Below are 17,609 nucleotides of genomic sequence, written 5' to 3'. Positions count from 1 at the left end.
AGTATACTTGAAAAATCTATGAAAAAAGTATATAATTAAAATACTATCTTTTTATCATGAATATTCTATAATGATAGAGTACACACTAACTACCAACTTTGTTGAAGTTACAGTTTTACCAATTTATATTGAAGAGCAATCCATTCCTTATGAAAATTGCTATATATGGATGTATAACGTTAAGATAAAAAACAAAAGCCAATCAACTATTCAATTATTAAGTCGTCATTGGCAAATAATAGATTATAAGGGAAAAATAAATGAAATTGCCGGAGTTGGTGTTATCGGAGAACAACCTGTGATAAAATCTGGAGAGGTATTTAAATACACAAGTGGAACATACTTAAATGCACCGTCAGGAATAATGCAGGGTAAGTATGAATTTCTGAATGAAGAAAGCATAAAAATTTTTGAGGTTATGATACCACCCTTTTCTTTGGATAGTCCATACGTCAAAACTAGACCCCATTAACTATCAAAATAGTTTATTTGTAACCGTTCACTGTTAGACTGCATTCTGTGATTTTTAGCAAAACATGATCTTTCATTTGAGCTTTCTTCAATTTAAAATAAATACAGAAACTAGCTATCTTCAAAAATATGGTTGAATAATTGTTAATAATAGTGTATAATTATTAATATTTTCAAGCATTTTTGCCATGGCTCTTTCAAAATTTCTCGATCCTCGCAATGATTTGTGTTTCAAAAAAATCTTTGGAACGGAAAAAAATAAGAATATCCTGATCCACTTTTTGAACGATATTTTAGGGTTTACTGAGATAAATGCGATACAAGAAGTTGAGTTTCTTAGCACTATTATGGATCCCGAAGTTGCCTCTGATAAACAAAGTATTGTTGATGTTCTCTGCAAGGATTCTCATGGAAATAGATATATAGCAGAAATGGTGCGACCTGAAAGTCTTCGGTCATATTGTTTAAAAGGAGAGGAATTCATTCAGAAAGAAACTGAAAGGATTCTAAAACTTATTAAACCAGATGTTTTGCCGTCTGAGTCTACGCATCAGTGCGAATCGGGCAACCGGTTGGTGCCAAGCGATGCGGACAATGAACCTCCTCTTGAAAAAGAAGATGCTCAATCGTGAGAGGGGCATAAACTGCAAGCATCATGTGGTTGGAGGGCTAGGCTAGTGGTATGGTGAACGTAAGTGAAGCTTTATAAGTACCGATACGATGAAAGAGCTAAAGATGCTGATAAGCTCTGACCAAAAGGTAATGTGGATAAGTTACATTTTTCATTTCTAGATGTACGCAAATAATAACTCCACCGGTATAGAGAAGCCACCTAACCCACTGTTGTATGACTGGAGAAACAGGGTAAGCCTGTATTTTCGCCTACATGGCAAGCAAACCGCAAGGAATGCTGATGGAAGTGCAGGTAAAGGAGAATGGAGAAAGCGAATGCCATTTTGTAACGAAATGGATAGAATTTGTAACATTAATTCGCGTGAAAACGAGCAGACTTCCGTTTGGTCCCTCGTGACAAGAAACTTTGTTAACCACTTAAGGTAGGAAAGCAGATGATTACAAGTAAACCTGTAAGTGCATCTACCAAAAGCTTTGAAGCATGGAAGCAGTTGCCATGGAAGAAATGCCAGAAAGTTATTGTGAGGCTACAAAGACGTATTGTTAAGGCTGTCCAAGAAGGAAGATGGGGTAAGGTAAAAACTTTACAACATCTTCTCACACGCTCTTTTAGCGGAAAAGCTTTGGCTGTTAAGAGAGTAACTGAAAACCAAGGAAAAAACACAGCGGGTGTAGATCGTCAACTATGGTCAACTTGCAATGCTAAATTTCAAGGAATAAAGCAGTTAAAGCAAAGAGGATATAAACCTTCTCCGCTAAAACGGATTTATATCAGTAAATCTAATGGCAAAAGAAGACCTCTTGGAATACCCACGATAAAAGATAGAGCCATGCAAGCATTATATCTGTTTGCTCTGGAACCGATAGCTGAAACGATCAGTGATCGTCACTCCTATGGCTTTAGACCTAAAAGATCCTGTGCAGATGCTACAGTAGCTTGTCATTTGTTACTGGCAAGTCGTAATCAACTACAATGGATACTTGAAGGTGATATCAAAGGATGCTTTGACAACATTAATCATGAATGGCTTATGAAGCATATTCCTATGGAGAAAAAAATTCTGCATAGTTGGTTAAAAGCTGGCTTCCTAGAATCAAAAACTCTGTATCCCACAACTGCAGGTACCCCGCAAGGTGGTATAATTTCTCCAATACTAGCCAATTTAGCCTTAAACGGACTTGAAAAGTTATTGGAAAGTCGATTTGGTAAACTCGGCAGTAGAAAAAGAAACAAAATCAGAAGTGGAGTGAATGTAATCAGATACGCAGACGACTTTATTATTTCAGGTTTCACACATGAAGTACTGGAAAAGGAAGTTAAGCCTTTAGTATCATCTTTTCTTCATGAGCGAGGTTTAATTCTGTCAGAAGAGAAGACAAAGATTACATCTATCACAACAGGGTTTGACTTTCTTGGTTGTAATGTACGTAGATATAATAAGAAGTTAATTATTAAACCTTCGAAAGAAAGTATTAAAAGACTTCTTAATAAAGCACGTACATTGATAAAAGCAAATATAGCGAACACTCAGGCTATAGTAATTAAGTCACTCAACTCTCTACTGAGAGGATGGGGAAATTACTATCACCATGTGTGTGCTAAAAAAGCGTTTAGAAAGATCGACAATGAAATTTGGCATAGTTTATGGAAATGGGCAAAGAAAAGACATCCTCGTAAAGGATTACGTTGGATAAAGAATCGTTACTTCAAAGTAATGGGTCAACGCCAATGGGTTTTTGCTGCACCCCTATGCAAGAACAAACCAAAAGAGATACGGTATTTAAGACTGCTTAAGCTGATTGATATACCTATCAGACGACATGTTAAAATCAGAGCGGATGCAAATCCCCTTGACTTAAAATGGAAAAAGTATTTTGATGAGAGAGTGAAACGAACAAGAATGTTAGCAAGCTCTTTCTCAAGAGAAGGTTCTCTACTGTTGGTGTCACCATTAAGAATGATGTTTCCTGAGGAATCATGAAGGACAAGCCGGTTCTAGAAAAGAAGAACTTAGATAAGGGGCTCAAGCGTAGTGTGGGGAAACCTGCATGCTGCGTTTCTAAGGGAGGGGGTAGTAGTAATACTGCTTCCTTACCTGACCAGCTCGCTAGAGACAAGGGCTTCGAAAAACGCGCTCAATTATATGCCGCTAAAGCCTACTCAAGACAATTAGATAAATCTGGCAACTACATTGATTTAAAGAAAGTCTTCTTTATTGCTATATCAAATTGTAACTTACTTCCCGAAGAAGTTGATTATATTTCTACTCACAATATACGTGATATAAAAACTAACGGCCATTACTTAAAAGATTTTCAATTTATCTTTATAGAATTGCCCAAATTTTCAAAAAGTAAAGTAGAGCAGTTAGAAAGTATAGTAGAAAGGTGGTGTTTCTTTTTTAGTGCGACCCTGAAAGTCGTGGTTTTGTGGTGGTTAAATTCCACTTTCCCTAGACATCGGGGATAATGTATATCTCACATTTTAAAGGGTGGCAACCTTTGGGATGCAAGCATGAGATAAAAGCAGGTAACACTAAACCTCATGGTGAATCCCTGCAAACAGAGTTAGATATGATTACGAGAGGAACCTATGTTTGAATTGTCGTCAAAGCATAGTATGCGAAAAGAGGTTGAACTACGCATAGACCAAAATGGTACGAAGCAAAAGGGGAACTAAAGATTGAAGACTTTAGTTATTGATGTTCCCAGCTTCCGGCAAATAGTAGGAATCTAAGTTTAACGTGAAACGAAGCCATGGAACGGAGTAACCACATAAAAGCTCTTATATTCATAAAAATATAAGTAGGTAGCCAACCACAAGCTGCTATGTGGAAGGATTGTTTAAGAAGCTAATGCCCAAAGTAATATCTGGGATACGCAGACGTAAACACTTTAATTTGGAAGGTAAAGTGGTGAATAGTAGTGAATATGTTATGGACCAGCAAAAAGCTAGGTATGAATGGAATGGAATTCCTTGGCGAAAGCTGAAGAAATCTTCATTTAAGCTACAAAAACGAATTTACCAAGCTTCTAAATGTAATGATATCAGAAAGATGCATAATCTTCAGAGATTATTACTCAAATCAACAAGTGCAAAAACACTCGCTGTTAGGAAAGTAACACAGGACAATAGGGGGAAGAAGACTGCAGGTATTGATGGAAAGGCTAATCTTAATCAAAAAGAAAGATTACAACTATCATATTCTTTAGATATAAAAGAAAAAGCAAAGCCATCAAGACGCGTCTGGATCCCAAAACCTGGTAAGCCATCGGAGCATCGCCCGCTTGGTATACCTACTATATCGTGTCGAGCAAAACAAACACTTGTAAAAATGGCTTTAGAACCAGAATGGGAGGCAAAACTTGAGCCAAACACTTATGGTTTTAGACCTGGTAGATCATGTCATGATGCAATTGAAGCCATATTTGATGTGCTAAAACAGAAAACAGCATATGTATTAGATGCTGATATTTCTGGATGTTTTGACAATATTAACCATAATAAACTGCTTGAAAAGCTCAATACCACACCAACGTTAAAGAAAATCATAAGAGGATGGTTAAGGGCAGGCGTTATGGAAGATGGAAAGTTTCAATCCACAAAACGTGGTACAATTCAAGGAGGGACGATCTCACCGTTGCTAGCTTGTGTTGCATTACACGGATTAGAGCAACATATCAAAAAAGCATTAACAAACGAACTCTTTCAATGCATGAAAAGAAAATATGGTAGGATATCGCATAAAAATGCGCAAAAGTCTATTAGTGTAATTTTCTACTGTGATGATTTTGTCGTCATACATGAAAGTGAAGAAATTATTCTTAGGGCAAAAGTTCTAGTTGAAGAATGGTTAAAAACCATTGGATTAGAATTAAAGCCTTCTAAGACAAAAGTTTCTCATACATTAAAAATCATTAATGGAATAAAACCAGGATTTGATTTTCTTGGATTTTCAATAAGACAATATCCAACAAAAGAAAGTAAGAAAGGTTACAAATTATTAATAAAACCAAGTCGTAATTCTATAAAGCAGCATATATTTGCTATTAAACATAAACTTAGAGAAATGCGTGGGGCGCCACAGGAAGTAGTAATAAGGAATCTCAATCCAATCATTAGAGGGTGGAGTCAATATTACTCTTCAGTAGTTTCATGTAAAATCTTTAGCTCATTGGATAATACTATACATAGAAAGCTCTGGAAGTGGGCAGTCTTTAGGCACCCAAACAAAGGGAAATGCTGGATAAAAAGAAAATACTTTAAAAAGTATAATAACGATAACTGGCGTTTTATGACAAGTAACAAGATACATCTTATTATACACAGCGATCATGTTATTAAACGACATATCAAAGTGCAAAAAACCAGATCTCCATATGATGGTGATTGGGTTTATTGGGGTAATCGTCTTAGAGAAATACCAGATAAGCCATCAAGAGTAATAAAACTATTGAAGTTACAACAAAGTAAATGCGGTAATTGTAGACTATGGTTTGAAAGTGATGATATAATAGAAATACATCATAAAGACCGGAATAGACGAAACAATATGATCAAAAATTTATCTTTGTTACATGGGCATTGTCACGATGAATTACACAGGAGGTGTGCATGACAAGCACCAAATTAGAGAGAAGCCGTATGAGGCGCAAAGTCTCACGTACGGTTTTGAAGTCGAGTGAAGAGGGGCGACCTTCTTCACTTAGACAACAATACGCAGAAGAAACAACAGAAGAGGACTTAAAAGAGATAGCAGAAAAAGCGCCAATAATAAAGCTAGCATATGATGAATTAGACAAGTTTCGTTGGAACGAAAAAGATTTAGTAGCTTACGAAGAGAGAATAATGGATCTACGGAAAGAAGAAGCCATTCTTGAATACAGACTTGATCTTGCTGAAGAGAAAGGTATACAAAAAGGTATAGAGAAAGGAAAAATTGAAGGGAAAATTGAAGGGAAAATTGAAGTCGCAAAAGCAATGCTGGCTAATAATGTTGATGTCAACACTATTGTCAAGTTTACAGGCCTTTCTATTAGTGAGATTGAAGAATTAAGTGGAAATCTGTGAACGGTTACGTTTATTTTTTATCCTTATCATCAAGTGTAAATAAGGTTATTGTAGAGATTAAGCCTATTATAACTATTATCAACGAAAATGGGGCAGCTTCTCTATAGCGCTCATCGCTTACAAGTTCATATATTCTAGTTGATATAGTTTCAAAACTAAATGGTCTTATAATGAGTGTTGCTGTGAGCTCCTTGATAGTATCCATAAATACGAGCAAAAATCCCGATAATATACTCTTCTTGATGAGAGGGATATGAACATTCAAACATGTGGAAATAGGCCCATGACCCATGGTATATGCAGTCCACTCAATTTCATTTGGTGTTTTTTTGAGCCCTGATTCTACCGCCTTGAAAGATATAGCAAAAAAACGAAATAAATATGAGTAAACTAATGCGCCAATAGTTCCTACCAAGCTAATTTCCACAATATATTGAGTAATGAAAGAAGATATTCTGCTTAAAAATATTATTATGCTAATTGCGATAATTGCATTTGGAATTGCGTAGCCTAAAGAAATGAGACGTGCTACATTATTGATTACCTTACTTTTACGCGCCGTATATCCAATCATTATTGCAATGCTAATTGAGATTAATGCGGTGATAAATGATAAACTAACGCTATTTGCTATTATATTATAGAACCTTGCTTCGTATATGAAAAACCCCTTCTCTATGCTCCAATATATGAGCGGAATCATTGGCAAAATAAAACCTATTAATATCGGCAATACACACATAAGATAAGCAAAGATCAATGGTATAGTGCCACTTACACTCCGTTTGTTGTGATAATCTGCATTAGCGTTGATTGAAGAGTAAGATATTCCTTTTTTTTGTAGTTTCTTTTCGATAGCTATTAGTGTTGCAACGAAAATCAATTCTGCAACTGCTAAAACAGTAGTTGAATATTTATCATGCAGTAAAAACCAGGTGCGATATATTCCTGTCGTAAAAGTATCGATAGCAAGAAACTGTGGTGTGCCGAAATCCGTAATTACCTCCATTAGTACCAAGGACAACCCAGCTATAATTGATGGACGTATGGAAGGTATGATGACAGAAAACAGGCTCTGTAATGAGGAGAACCCAAGTGTTGACGCAATAGTGACTGAGTTACTAACATTCTTTAGACTTGAGCGGACTAGCATATAAACGTATGGATATAAACTAAATCCCATTACTAATATTCCACCACCTAGGGATTTTATTTCAGGAAACCAATAGTCACCTTTGCTCCACTCTAAAATGTCTCTTAATGAGCTCTGCACCGGACCTGAAAATTCTAGTGTATTTACATAGACGAACGCTACTATATATCCAGGAATCGATATCGGAAAGAACAAAGCAATCTCAAAAATTTTACTTCCAGGAAATGAAAAAAATGTGGTGAGCCATGCTGGAATCACTCCAAATATGAAGGATATCCCCCCCACTCCTATCATCAAAATTAGCGTACTCAGTATATATTCAGGGAAAAGTGTGCTGATTACCCATCCAGAATTTGCTGATTCTGTAAATAGAATTGATATTAACGATAGTATAGGACAGACGAATAATATACTTACTAAAAATAAGAATATATTTTTAAATACTCTCAAAAACATTAATTTGGATCTATATTTGATATTAAAATGTTATATGTAAAAACTGAAGATATCCAGTAATTAACAGCCGTACTATTGAATATCTTTATAATTTTGTATATCATGTTTTTAGTTGATAAGTGAATAATCATGAGCTTCGTCATTGCAACTTTCTATCACTTTGTAGAACTCTCTAATTATTATGACATGAAAGACGAAATAAAAACTGCATGCGACAATATTGAATTAAAGGGTACTATACTCCTTGCAGAAGAGGGTATTAATGCAACCGTATCTGGTGAAAGAAACGCGATTGATAAAATATTCGATTTTCTACGTTCTGATTATAGGCTAAGGGACCTTACATGGAAAGAGAGTGCAGCAGAATATCAACCATTTAGCAAGATGAAGGTAAAATTAAAAAGAGAGATTGTGAATCTTGGTGTAGGCAATCTTGATATTTCCCTTAAGGGTAAATATGTTGATCCAGAGCATTGGGATGATTTTACTTCTCAACCTGACGTTTTAGTAATAGATACACGAAATGAGTATGAAGTGAAATTAGGCAAGTTTAAAAATGCAATCAATCCACATACTCAGCGTTTTCGCGATTTTCCTGAGTGGGCAAAGTCTTTCTCTGAGAGTAAAGACCTGAAAGTAGCTATGTACTGCACTGGTGGGATTAGATGCGAAAAATCAACAGCGTACATGAAAAATCTTGGATTTAACAATGTGTACCACCTGAAAGGCGGCATTCTTTCTTACCTTGAAAAAACTTATAATAAAAATGGTAATTGGAAAGGTGAGTGTTTTGTTTTTGATGATAGAATTGCTGTTGATAACTCACTTACTCCAAGCAACACAATAAAATGCATACTCTGCTCAAATCAAGTTTCAACTGATGAACTGAAGTCAGTTCCACGTGGCCAAGTGGTTTGTTTCAACTGTAAACTTTAGTGTTATAGCTATAATAAATAAAACATCATGCCGCTGCAGTTGTATGCACGTTGTGATTTGAGAGCAACCTCTACTAGAAAGGGTGTCATGCCAGTGCCCAGACACTGGCATCCAGGTTCTTTTTTTCTAGATTCCAGCGTCGCGCGCTGGAATGACAATAAAGAGCATATGGTTATGCAAGAAGTCTATTTCTTACCCTTAATCAACTCTAAAGCCTTCTTCAAATCTATGCTTTCAATATCTGCATTCTTACCCAAAGCAACGTTTGTTCTATCGCATTTTATATAGAACCCGTACCTGCCTTTGCAGATAAAGATTTCTTTTCCTTTTTCATTAACCCCGAGAGACTTTAACTCTTTGCGTGGACTGTTTGCAATAATTTGTATAACTTCGCTCAATTCTGTATTCAGCACCTCTTTAGAGCTTTTTTTAAGAGAAAAATATCTACCATCATAAAAAATATAGTACCCAAATCGTCCAAGGCCTATTTTTATTTCCTTTCCGGTCTCAGGGTGTTCTCCGATTACTTTTGGCAAGGAAAGTAACTGAGTAGCGGTATTCAGATCAATATCATTAACATTTAGATCCTTTGGTATGGAAACTGTTTTTTTCTTTTTGGACTCACTATTAAACTCAAGGTAAAGCCCAAAAGGACCTTTTTTAATTACTACCTCTTGGCCTGTTATATCATCTACACCTAAACTTTTTGGATATTCTAAATTGTCATTACTACCTGTAATTTCTTTTGTATGGTTGCATTCAGGATAGTTAGAGCATCCAAGGAACACTCCTGCTCGCCCAAAGTTCAATTTTAATATACCATCGGAGCAAGCAGGGCATTTCTTACCTATTTCTTCTTTTCCTTCCTCTGAACAAAACCAATTAACTACCAAATCGTGAATGCCGCTGAAAACTTCATCATGTGTCATTTGCTTGACAGAATTTACATGACCAAAAAATGGCACCCAAAAGTGGCTCAATTCTTTTTTCCAATCTGCATGTCCATTTGAGATTAAATCAAGCTTCTCTTCCATTTGTGCTGTGAAGTCATACTCTACACAACGCTGAAAAAAAGTTTCTAAAAATATGGTAACGATCTTACCACGACTGCTTGGAATAAATCTTTTATTATCCAGTGTAACATACTCACGATCCTGCAATACCGAAATAATTGTCGCATAAGTTGATGGACGGCCTATACCGATTTCCTCCATTTTTTTAACGATACTTGCTTCACTATAACGAGGTGGCGGTTGAGTGAAATGCTGTTTTGGCTCAACCGAAATCAGCTTACACGCTTCCCCTTCCTTCATGGCAGGTAGCAGGCCTTCATTTTCGGCTTCCATGTTATCTTGATAGACTTTATAAAAACCATCAAAGAATATACTTGATCCACTTGCTCGCAGAATCACTTTCTGATCAGTAGAACTAATTTCAACTACCACTTGATCAAGAATCGCCGATTCCATTTGACTTGCAATGGTTCTTTTCCAGATTAAATCGTACAATTTAAATTGCTCTGGCGTTAAGTAATCCTTAATACTACCCGGCGTTCTATTGATATCAGTTGGACGAATTGCTTCATGTGCTTCTTGAGCATTTTTGACCTTTTTTACATATTTACGAGGAGACTGTGGTAAATATTTATCACCATATAACGACTTAATTGACCCTCTAATTGAGTTTATAGCCTCATCTGCAATATGAAACCCATCTGTACGCATGTAAGTTATCAACCCTACAGTTTCACCACCAATATCGATACCTTCATATAAATTTTGCGCTATGCGCATAACATTTTTCACATTAAAATACAGCTTATTCACTGCATCTTGCTGTAGAGTAGAGGTAATAAATGGAGGAAGCGGATTTCTCTTAACTTGCTTGCGTTCTACTGTGCTTACAGCATATTGCCTTGATTCAATCTCCCTGACTAAGTTCTTTGCTTCTTCTTCATTTTTAATATCAAATTTTTCTAGCTTCTTATTGTCATAGTGACTCAGCATAGCAAAAAAAGCCTCATCTTTGCTATTTTGCATTTCTGCCTTTATGCTCCAATACTCCTGTGTTATAAACTTACTGATTTCATCTTCTCGTTCGCATATAAGCTTTAATGCAACAGATTGAACTCGCCCCGCAGATTTGCTTCCCGACAATTTTGTCCACAGCAGCGGTGACAAGCTAAATCCAACTAGATAATCCAAAGCTCTGCGTGTTTGCTGTGCGCGCACTAAGTCCATATTAATTTCACGTGGATTCTTTATTGCTTCTTGAACTGCTCTCTTTGTTATCTCATTAAAGACTACTCTATAAATGTTGTTTTCATTACTGATTGCTTTCTTTTCTTTTAATGTCTCTATCACATGCCAAGCCATTGCTTCCCCTTCTCTGTCTGGGTCTGTTGCAAGATATATATCTGATGCTTTACTCGCTGCTTTTACTAACTCTTTTATATACTTTTCTGCTTTTTCAATGGTTTCATACTTTATAGCAAAATCATTATCCGGATCGACAGAACCGTTTTTTGCTGGAAGATCCCTCACATGTCCAAAGGATGCAGCTACTTTGAACTCTTTACTTAAATATTTGCCTATTGTCTTTGCTTTCGCAGGTGATTCAACTATTAATAATGCCATATTGTTAATTATTTTAGTATTTAAAGATAATATGTTGAGAAATATACGATGAAAAGTAAAAAAATATTTTAATAGGTCTTGTGAATTTTACAGAGTAGGTTGTTCATGGTTTCCAGAAAACCCTTGGACCTTGCTATTTTCAAGTGAATTTGAAGGTCTATTACAATAGTATATGATTGCAGCAGCAACCAGACAATAAGCTCCAACTGCTATTCCCACTGCTATAGCTAACCCAAGAAAGGTTTACCTGAAGGATAGAATAGGTTATAATGGCATATTAAAGAGATGAAAAATGCCAAGCCCATATAGTGAAGACCTCATACCAATTCCTAAAAATAAATAGACGAATAAAGAAAAATTTCTAAAATAGAATAATTTAAGAATTAGTGGGGAGTTATGGCAGGAAAAAGTAAAGCAATAGGAGAAGAATTATATAATAAGTGTAACCTGGAATTAAAGAAGCACGGCATAAGAGGAGAGATAGGAAGAAGATTACAGGCAATAATATCTGCAAAAGAATATGGAATAACAAAAGTTGCTCAAATATACCGAATTACTAGAACTACATTGATGAAGTGGATTACAAGATTTAAGGAAGGAGGAGTCAATGCGTTTAAAATACAACCAGGACGTGGAGTAAAGCCGAAGTTGAGCTACAAGCAGCAAGAAGAAATTAAAAATGTCATAGCAGAAGAAGGAGCCAACCTAACGGCTAAGAAATTAAAAATCATAATTGAGAAAATGTTTTCTATTGAGGTAAGTAAGTCTACAGCACATAGACTGATGCAAAAGTTAGGTTTTTCGTATATTACTCCAAGGCCTGTGCACAATAAACAGGATAAAAATAAACAAGAAGAGTTTAAAAAAAAATCTTAATGAAACTATTGTCACGTATCCCGAAAAAGAGCTATTTTTCTTCGATGAGTCGCGGTTTGGCACACATTCAAAGATTGGACACGGGTGGTTTAAAAAAGGCATTAGGACACAGGTTAAGGTAAAATTAGGTAGGCAAAACTTTTATCTCTATAGTGCAGTTAATCCTAGAAATGGAGAGAGTTCTAGCTTATTCGTACCAAACGTCAATACTGATTGTATGAATATATTCCTTGAGCAGATGTCACAATATTTAGGAACAAGGGAGGCATTTCTTGTTGTGGATTGTGCAGGATGGCATAGATCCAAAGGTTTAAAAATACCACAAAATATTACCTTAATCTATTTACCTCCATATTCACCAGAGTTAAATCCAGTAGAGCGTTTATGGCAATATTTGAAAGACAATCTCATTAAAAATAGAATATATGACTCTGTTAGTTTATTGGAGGATACTGTATGTGCATTCATTCGTAATATTACGGAAAGTTCGATCAAAACCATTTGTTCTGTGAGTTATTTGCCTACTTATTTATGAGATTTGGTATCAGAGAACGAGTTCTCAAAGCAGTTGATGAAAAAACAATGACGATAAAAAGAATTAGTGAAATATTTAAACTGAATATAAAAACAATATATTTATAGAGGAAAAGGAAAAAAGAAACAGGAAACATAAAGCCATCTTCAGGCTATCAAAAGGTGACTGAGCCTCACCGGTGGCAGAATCTGGGTCACGAGGTCTTCTTCCTACACTCCATGTAAGAGCAGAAAGTGCCTCAAAAGAAGTACCAACCTGCCACCTATCCACTCTGAGAAGTTATTATCTTCTCTTGCTTTCAACCAAGCAATACTTATTCATATCATCTGAGTAAGGTCAGTTTGTAAAACTTAATTTGTACGCTTCCTAGTAATTCTGATATAGTTACTTTAGTTAAAGTCTATAAAAGTTTATAAATGGCAACCTTAAGTGTAAGAGAAGCTTTATGCACAGCGATCAGAGAAGAAATGCAAAACGACCCTGACGTGTTGATCATCGGTGAAGAAGTTGCAGAGTATGATGGTGCCTATAAAGTAACAAAAGGATTACTGAAAGAGTTTGGAGAAAATAGAGTGGTTGATACGCCTATTACCGAACATGGATTTGCTGGCCTTGCTGTTGGAGCAGCATTCGCTGGATTAAAGCCAATTGTCGAATTTATGACTTTTAATTTTTCTATGCAGGCTATCGACCAAATCGTGAATTCTGCAGCAAAAACAAATTATATGTCAGGTGGACAACTTGGATGCCCCATAGTATTTCGTGGGCCAAATGGTGCTGCAGCAAGAGTTGCTGCACAACACTCTCAATGCTTTGCATCTTGGTATTCGCATATACCGGGATTAAAAGTGATAGCACCTTACTTTGCCTCCGATTGCAGAGGTCTGCTTAAAGCTGCAATTCGTGACCTGAGTCCGGTAATATTTCTAGAAAACGAAATAGCTTACGGACATGAACATGAAGTTTCTGACTCTGAGCTGTCAAATAAAGATTATCTACTTGAGATAGGCAAGGCTGCTGTTATACGGGAAGGAAAGGATGTAACTATCACTACTTTCTCACTGAAATTAATGGATGCTTTAAACGCAGCAGATTTACTTTCAGGTGAAGGTATAGAAGCTGAAGTTATTGACCTCAGAACCTTAAGACCACTTGACACTCAAACTGTTATTAACTCTATTCAGAAGACTAATAGGTTAGTTAGTGTAGAAGAAGGATGGCCATTTGCAGGAATAGGAGCAGAGCTGTCAGCCGTTGTTATGGAACAAGGATTTGACTACCTTGATGCTCCAGTTATGCGCGTAACTGGCAAGGACATCCCCTTACCTTACGCTGCAAACCTAGAAAAAAAAGCATTACCGCAAGTGGAAGATATAGTTGAAGCCGTGCATCAGGTCTGCTTTAGAAAAAAAATAATTTTTAACTTCTAATACAATATATAAAAGCAATTTACTGGCAAAATGTTATCGGAATTTATTTCTGTTTGTCCACTCCACATTGGTCCATCAAAGAAGTATTTCCACCTATACCACCCATTACTTTTGTCACAATAGTTTTAGCACCGAAAAATACAGCACAAAATATACCGAGTGCAAAAAGAGCTGGCCATGGCATTCTACCAAATATCGCAAGCAAAGCTGCACCTATTATCACTACGGTCATAAGCGGTCCGCCTATTCCCCAAACGTAGCCAATAATATTACATATTACTTGAGCAGTTGTATCAGCATTAGTGTCAGCGGCAGCACTCCCAACATGAGAAAAAGAAATAAATAATACTATAAAAAGAATATTAAAAACTTTCCTAGGGTTCATCCCTATACCTTAAATTTAGATATTGCAATTATACCTAAAATACTATAATTTTTAGTAAAGCTAGCATAAAGATTGAATAACAAACGGTGCCACAAAAGTAGTTGACACACAACTGCACGAACATTGTAATATGGTACAACGTTACAACGATGTCATGAAAGTAGCTGACACATAACTGTACGAACATTGAGATATAAGAGTAATTGTACCAAGAAAAAAGATGTCATCCGAGTAGCTTGACTACTTGGATCCAGGAAACTTAACTCTACACCAAGTAAATGTACAATAAGAACTAGATTCCAGACTGGAATGACACCCTACTTAACCGTCATACCGCGATTCATTCGCGGTATCTCTTAGCATAGATCCCGCTAACACGTAGCGGGATGACAGCAATCCTACGTCATACCGTCACGGTATCTCATCCGCTAACACATAGCGGAATGACGAAGTTATCGTCATTCCACCGCGAACCGTCATACCGCCGCGGCGCTAACAAGAGATCCCGCTGCGGGATGACGAGGTCAGGGTGTCATGAAAGTAGCTGACACTGGTTTCCATCCAAGACAGCAGTAGCCCCTTCGGTGTCATTCCAGTGCCCAGACACTGGTTTCTATCCAAAAGGGTGTCATCCCAGTGCCCAGACACTGGGATCCAGGAATTTTATTAAGTTGGTAAGCATAAAAGTGTTATGTAAAATACAACGTTCTTGATGGGATTGCGTGAAATGCTGGATCCCAGTGTCAAGCACTGGGATGACAAAAAAAGGAGCACTGGCATGACACCTCTCTTGGACTCTTTTAGCTACAAACATTAAGAAATTTACCAAACGAAAAAAAAGGCAAAAGAAGCCCCGTGATGCGAGTTTTGACTCTATATTACTGTAAGTGGCGCTGTAATAATGTGCTAACGCTTAAAATAAGCGCGATTTGGCTGAATGTAGAAAAAATTTAAAAGACATGCAGCCGCTATAATTTTATGTAATCCGCCAAAAAATACCCTAAGTTTTTTACTGAATTTTGTCATTGAACCTGCACAGATCAAAAACAAGTTTTGAGTCAGAAATACCCTTAATGTCATGATAAGGGGGCTGGCGGAGTTTGTCAAGGAAGTTTTTTCGTTTCTAACGGTTGTTGCCAAAAACTATACAAGAAGTCTTTTAAGATCAATCACTTATCTTCAAAGCTTGAATAAAAGCATTCTGTGGAATATTTACGTTCCCTATAGAATGTAACCTTTTTTTACCCTTCTTTTGCTTTTCAAGTAGTTTCATTCTTCGCGTTACATCTCCACCATAGAGTTTAGCTGTTACATCTTTTCTATATGGATTAATCGTTTCTCTGGCAATAATTTTCCCGCCCACTGCCGCTTGAATCGCGATTTTATATTGCTGACGTGGTATTAGATCCTTCAAGCGTGCGCATATTTCACGCCCCCTTTTTTCTGCTCTGCTTTTGTGAGCGATACAAGCCAGTGCATCTACGGGCTCTCCATTAATTAAAAAGCTTAATTTATCTATTTGGCTTACCAGATAGCTGGAAATTTCCCAATCCAAACTTGCATACCCCTTGGAAATTGATTTTAATCGATCATAAAAGTCAAAAACAACTTCAGACAGTGGTAACTTATATCTTAACAATGCTGTTGTTGTGTTACCAATGTAAGATAAATCTTCCTGTTCTCCCCTCCTCTCTTCACATAATGATAGAATCTCACCTAAATATTGGTCAGGGACCATTATAGTTGCAGTAATCCACGGCTCTTCTACCATTTCAATCTTTGTTGGATCTGGCATGTCACTAGGATTATGAATGCTCAGAACTTCACCACCTTGCGTTGTAACCTTATATATAACACTCGGTGCAGTTGCTGTTAGATCTAAATCAAATTCTCTCTCGAGCCTTTCTTGAATAACTTCAAGATGCAACATTCCCAAAAAACCACAACGAAATCCATAGCCTAGCGCATTTGAAGTTTCTGCTTCAAAAGTAAAACTTGTATCATTCAAATGTAATTTTTCCAGTGCTTCTCTTAAATATTTAAAGTCGTCCGTTTTATTAGGAAAAATACTACAAAATACCACAGGGTGCACTTCTTTAAAACCAGGCAATGCCTCGCTGCACGGTCTTTTCTCTTCAGTAATAGTGTCTCCCACTCTACAGTCTGCAACTTCCTTCATTGAAGCAGTGATAAAACCAACTTCACCTGCTGAGAGTTCACCTGTCATTACTTTTTTAGGAGTAAAAATACCGATATTGTCCACTTGGTATGTAGAGTTATTAGACATCATAACAATCTTCATGCCCTTTTTTAGCACTCCATTTTTAATTCGTACTAAAATTACTACTCCCAAATAAGTGTCATACCAACTATCAACTAAAATTGCCTGTAGTGGAGCATTCACATCACCTTGAGGAGCTGGAAGTTTTGTCACTATAGCTTCTAATACATCCCTTATTCCAAGACCAGTCTTGGCTGATATTAAAACTGACTCACTTGCGTCAATGCCAATTACTTCCTCAACCTGGAGTTTTACCTTTTCTGGATCTGCAGCAGGGAGATCAACTTTATTGAGTACAACTATTATTTCATGATTGTTGTCAATAGCTTTATATACATTTGCAAGAGTCTGAGCTTCAACACCTTGACTGCTATCTACCACTAAAAGTGAACCTTCACATGCAGCTAAGCTTCGACTTACCTCATAAGAAAAATCAACGTGACCTGGGGTGTCCATGAGATTTAGGCAATATTGATTACCGTCGTTTGCCGTATAATTGAGTTTTACCGTCTGTGCTTTAATTGTAATGCCACGTTCACGCTCTATATCCATTGAATCGAGTATTTGATTGATCATTTCTCTTGCTTCAAGGCCGTTACATTTCTCTATTAAACGGTCAGCAAGCGTTGACTTACCGTGGTCTATATGCGCTATTATTGCAAAATTTCTTATGTTGTTCATTTATGGCCTACTATACTTAATTAGTAAAACTATTTTACATTTTAAGTGTTGTGAGGGCAATTATT

Annotated in this window: 11 protein-coding genes and 3 pseudogenes; 10 read left to right on the top strand and 4 right to left on the bottom strand. The window is 36.6% G+C overall.

The annotated features are described in order from the left end of the window. The first annotated feature begins 70 nt into the window (after positions 1-70). From apaG to AAGD99_RS05910, 7 genes and pseudogenes are all read left to right on the top strand, one after another. Positions 71-472, top strand: a complete 402-nt coding sequence (gene apaG / locus AAGD99_RS05940) for a Co2+/Mg2+ efflux protein ApaG (RefSeq protein ID WP_253307374.1) — start codon at positions 71-73, stop codon at positions 470-472. A 187-nt stretch (positions 473-659) separates the two neighbouring features. After that, positions 660-905 (top strand): annotated as a pseudogene (locus AAGD99_RS05935) (PD-(D/E)XK nuclease family transposase); the annotation flags it as partial. 358 nt (positions 906-1,263) lie between these two features. Next, entirely contained in the window at positions 1,264-1,530 is a 267-nt protein-coding gene (locus AAGD99_RS05930; protein ID WP_338482311.1) for a hypothetical protein, read from the top strand. 8 nt (positions 1,531-1,538) lie between these two features. Next, on the top strand, positions 1,539-3,086 hold the full coding sequence (ltrA, locus tag AAGD99_RS05925) for a group II intron reverse transcriptase/maturase (RefSeq protein ID WP_264330863.1): 1,548 nt from the start codon (positions 1,539-1,541) through the stop codon (positions 3,084-3,086). After that, positions 3,083-3,508, top strand: a pseudogene (locus tag AAGD99_RS05920) (PD-(D/E)XK nuclease family transposase); the annotation flags it as partial. The gene ltrA (AAGD99_RS05925) and the pseudogene AAGD99_RS05920, both read left to right, overlap by 4 nt. A gap of 427 nt (positions 3,509-3,935) precedes the next feature. Beyond that, positions 3,936-5,723, top strand: a complete 1,788-nt coding sequence (gene ltrA, locus AAGD99_RS05915; protein ID WP_341822236.1) for a group II intron reverse transcriptase/maturase — start codon at positions 3,936-3,938, stop codon at positions 5,721-5,723. A gap of 95 nt (positions 5,724-5,818) precedes the next feature. Then, positions 5,819-6,175, top strand: a pseudogene (locus AAGD99_RS05910) (Rpn family recombination-promoting nuclease/putative transposase); the annotation flags it as partial. A 10-nt stretch (positions 6,176-6,185) separates the two neighbouring features. Here the strand turns inward: AAGD99_RS05910 and AAGD99_RS05905 are convergent. After that, positions 6,186-7,784: an ABC transporter permease gene (locus AAGD99_RS05905; protein ID WP_264687949.1), complete on the bottom strand. Its 1,599-nt coding sequence runs from the start codon at positions 7,782-7,784 to the stop codon at positions 6,186-6,188. A gap of 129 nt (positions 7,785-7,913) precedes the next feature. On the opposite strand from AAGD99_RS05905, the gene AAGD99_RS05900 reads away from it, so the two are divergent. Next, entirely contained in the window at positions 7,914-8,720 is an 807-nt protein-coding gene (locus AAGD99_RS05900; RefSeq protein WP_341822873.1) for a rhodanese-related sulfurtransferase, read from the top strand. 185 nt (positions 8,721-8,905) lie between these two features. Here AAGD99_RS05900 and topA read toward each other — a convergent pair whose 3' ends face one another. Beyond that, positions 8,906-11,356: a type I DNA topoisomerase gene (gene topA / locus AAGD99_RS05895; protein ID WP_341822872.1), complete on the bottom strand. Its 2,451-nt coding sequence runs from the start codon at positions 11,354-11,356 to the stop codon at positions 8,906-8,908. Positions 11,357-11,752: 396 nt separating this feature from the next. Here topA and AAGD99_RS05890 point away from each other — a divergent pair. Beyond that, positions 11,753-12,767, top strand: a protein-coding gene (locus AAGD99_RS05890) for an IS630 family transposase (RefSeq protein ID WP_341822214.1) whose coding sequence is annotated in 2 segments (ribosomal slippage) — positions 11,753-12,217 and positions 12,219-12,767 — 1,014 coding nt in all. Because the reading frame shifts where the segments join, the coding sequence is not laid out codon by codon here. 416 nt (positions 12,768-13,183) lie between these two features. Further along, positions 13,184-14,197, top strand: coding sequence for a pyruvate dehydrogenase complex E1 component subunit beta (locus AAGD99_RS05885; RefSeq protein WP_341822871.1), 1,014 nt, complete (start codon positions 13,184-13,186; stop codon positions 14,195-14,197). A gap of 43 nt (positions 14,198-14,240) precedes the next feature. Here AAGD99_RS05885 and AAGD99_RS05880 read toward each other — a convergent pair whose 3' ends face one another. Next, positions 14,241-14,582, bottom strand: coding sequence for a TrbC/VirB2 family protein (locus AAGD99_RS05880; RefSeq protein ID WP_253309185.1), 342 nt, complete (start codon positions 14,580-14,582; stop codon positions 14,241-14,243). A 1,165-nt stretch (positions 14,583-15,747) separates the two neighbouring features. Further along, entirely contained in the window at positions 15,748-17,544 is a 1,797-nt protein-coding gene (gene lepA / locus AAGD99_RS05875) for a translation elongation factor 4 (RefSeq protein ID WP_341822870.1), read from the bottom strand. Between the last annotated feature and the right edge of the window lie 65 nt (positions 17,545-17,609).

The sequence above is a fragment of the Wolbachia endosymbiont (group A) of Clivina fossor genome (assembly GCF_964026865.1).
Classification (GTDB): Bacteria; Pseudomonadota; Alphaproteobacteria; order Rickettsiales; family Anaplasmataceae; genus Wolbachia.
The sequence above is the reverse complement of the archived record's forward strand: the minus strand, read 5'-3'. Positions and strand labels throughout refer to the sequence as shown.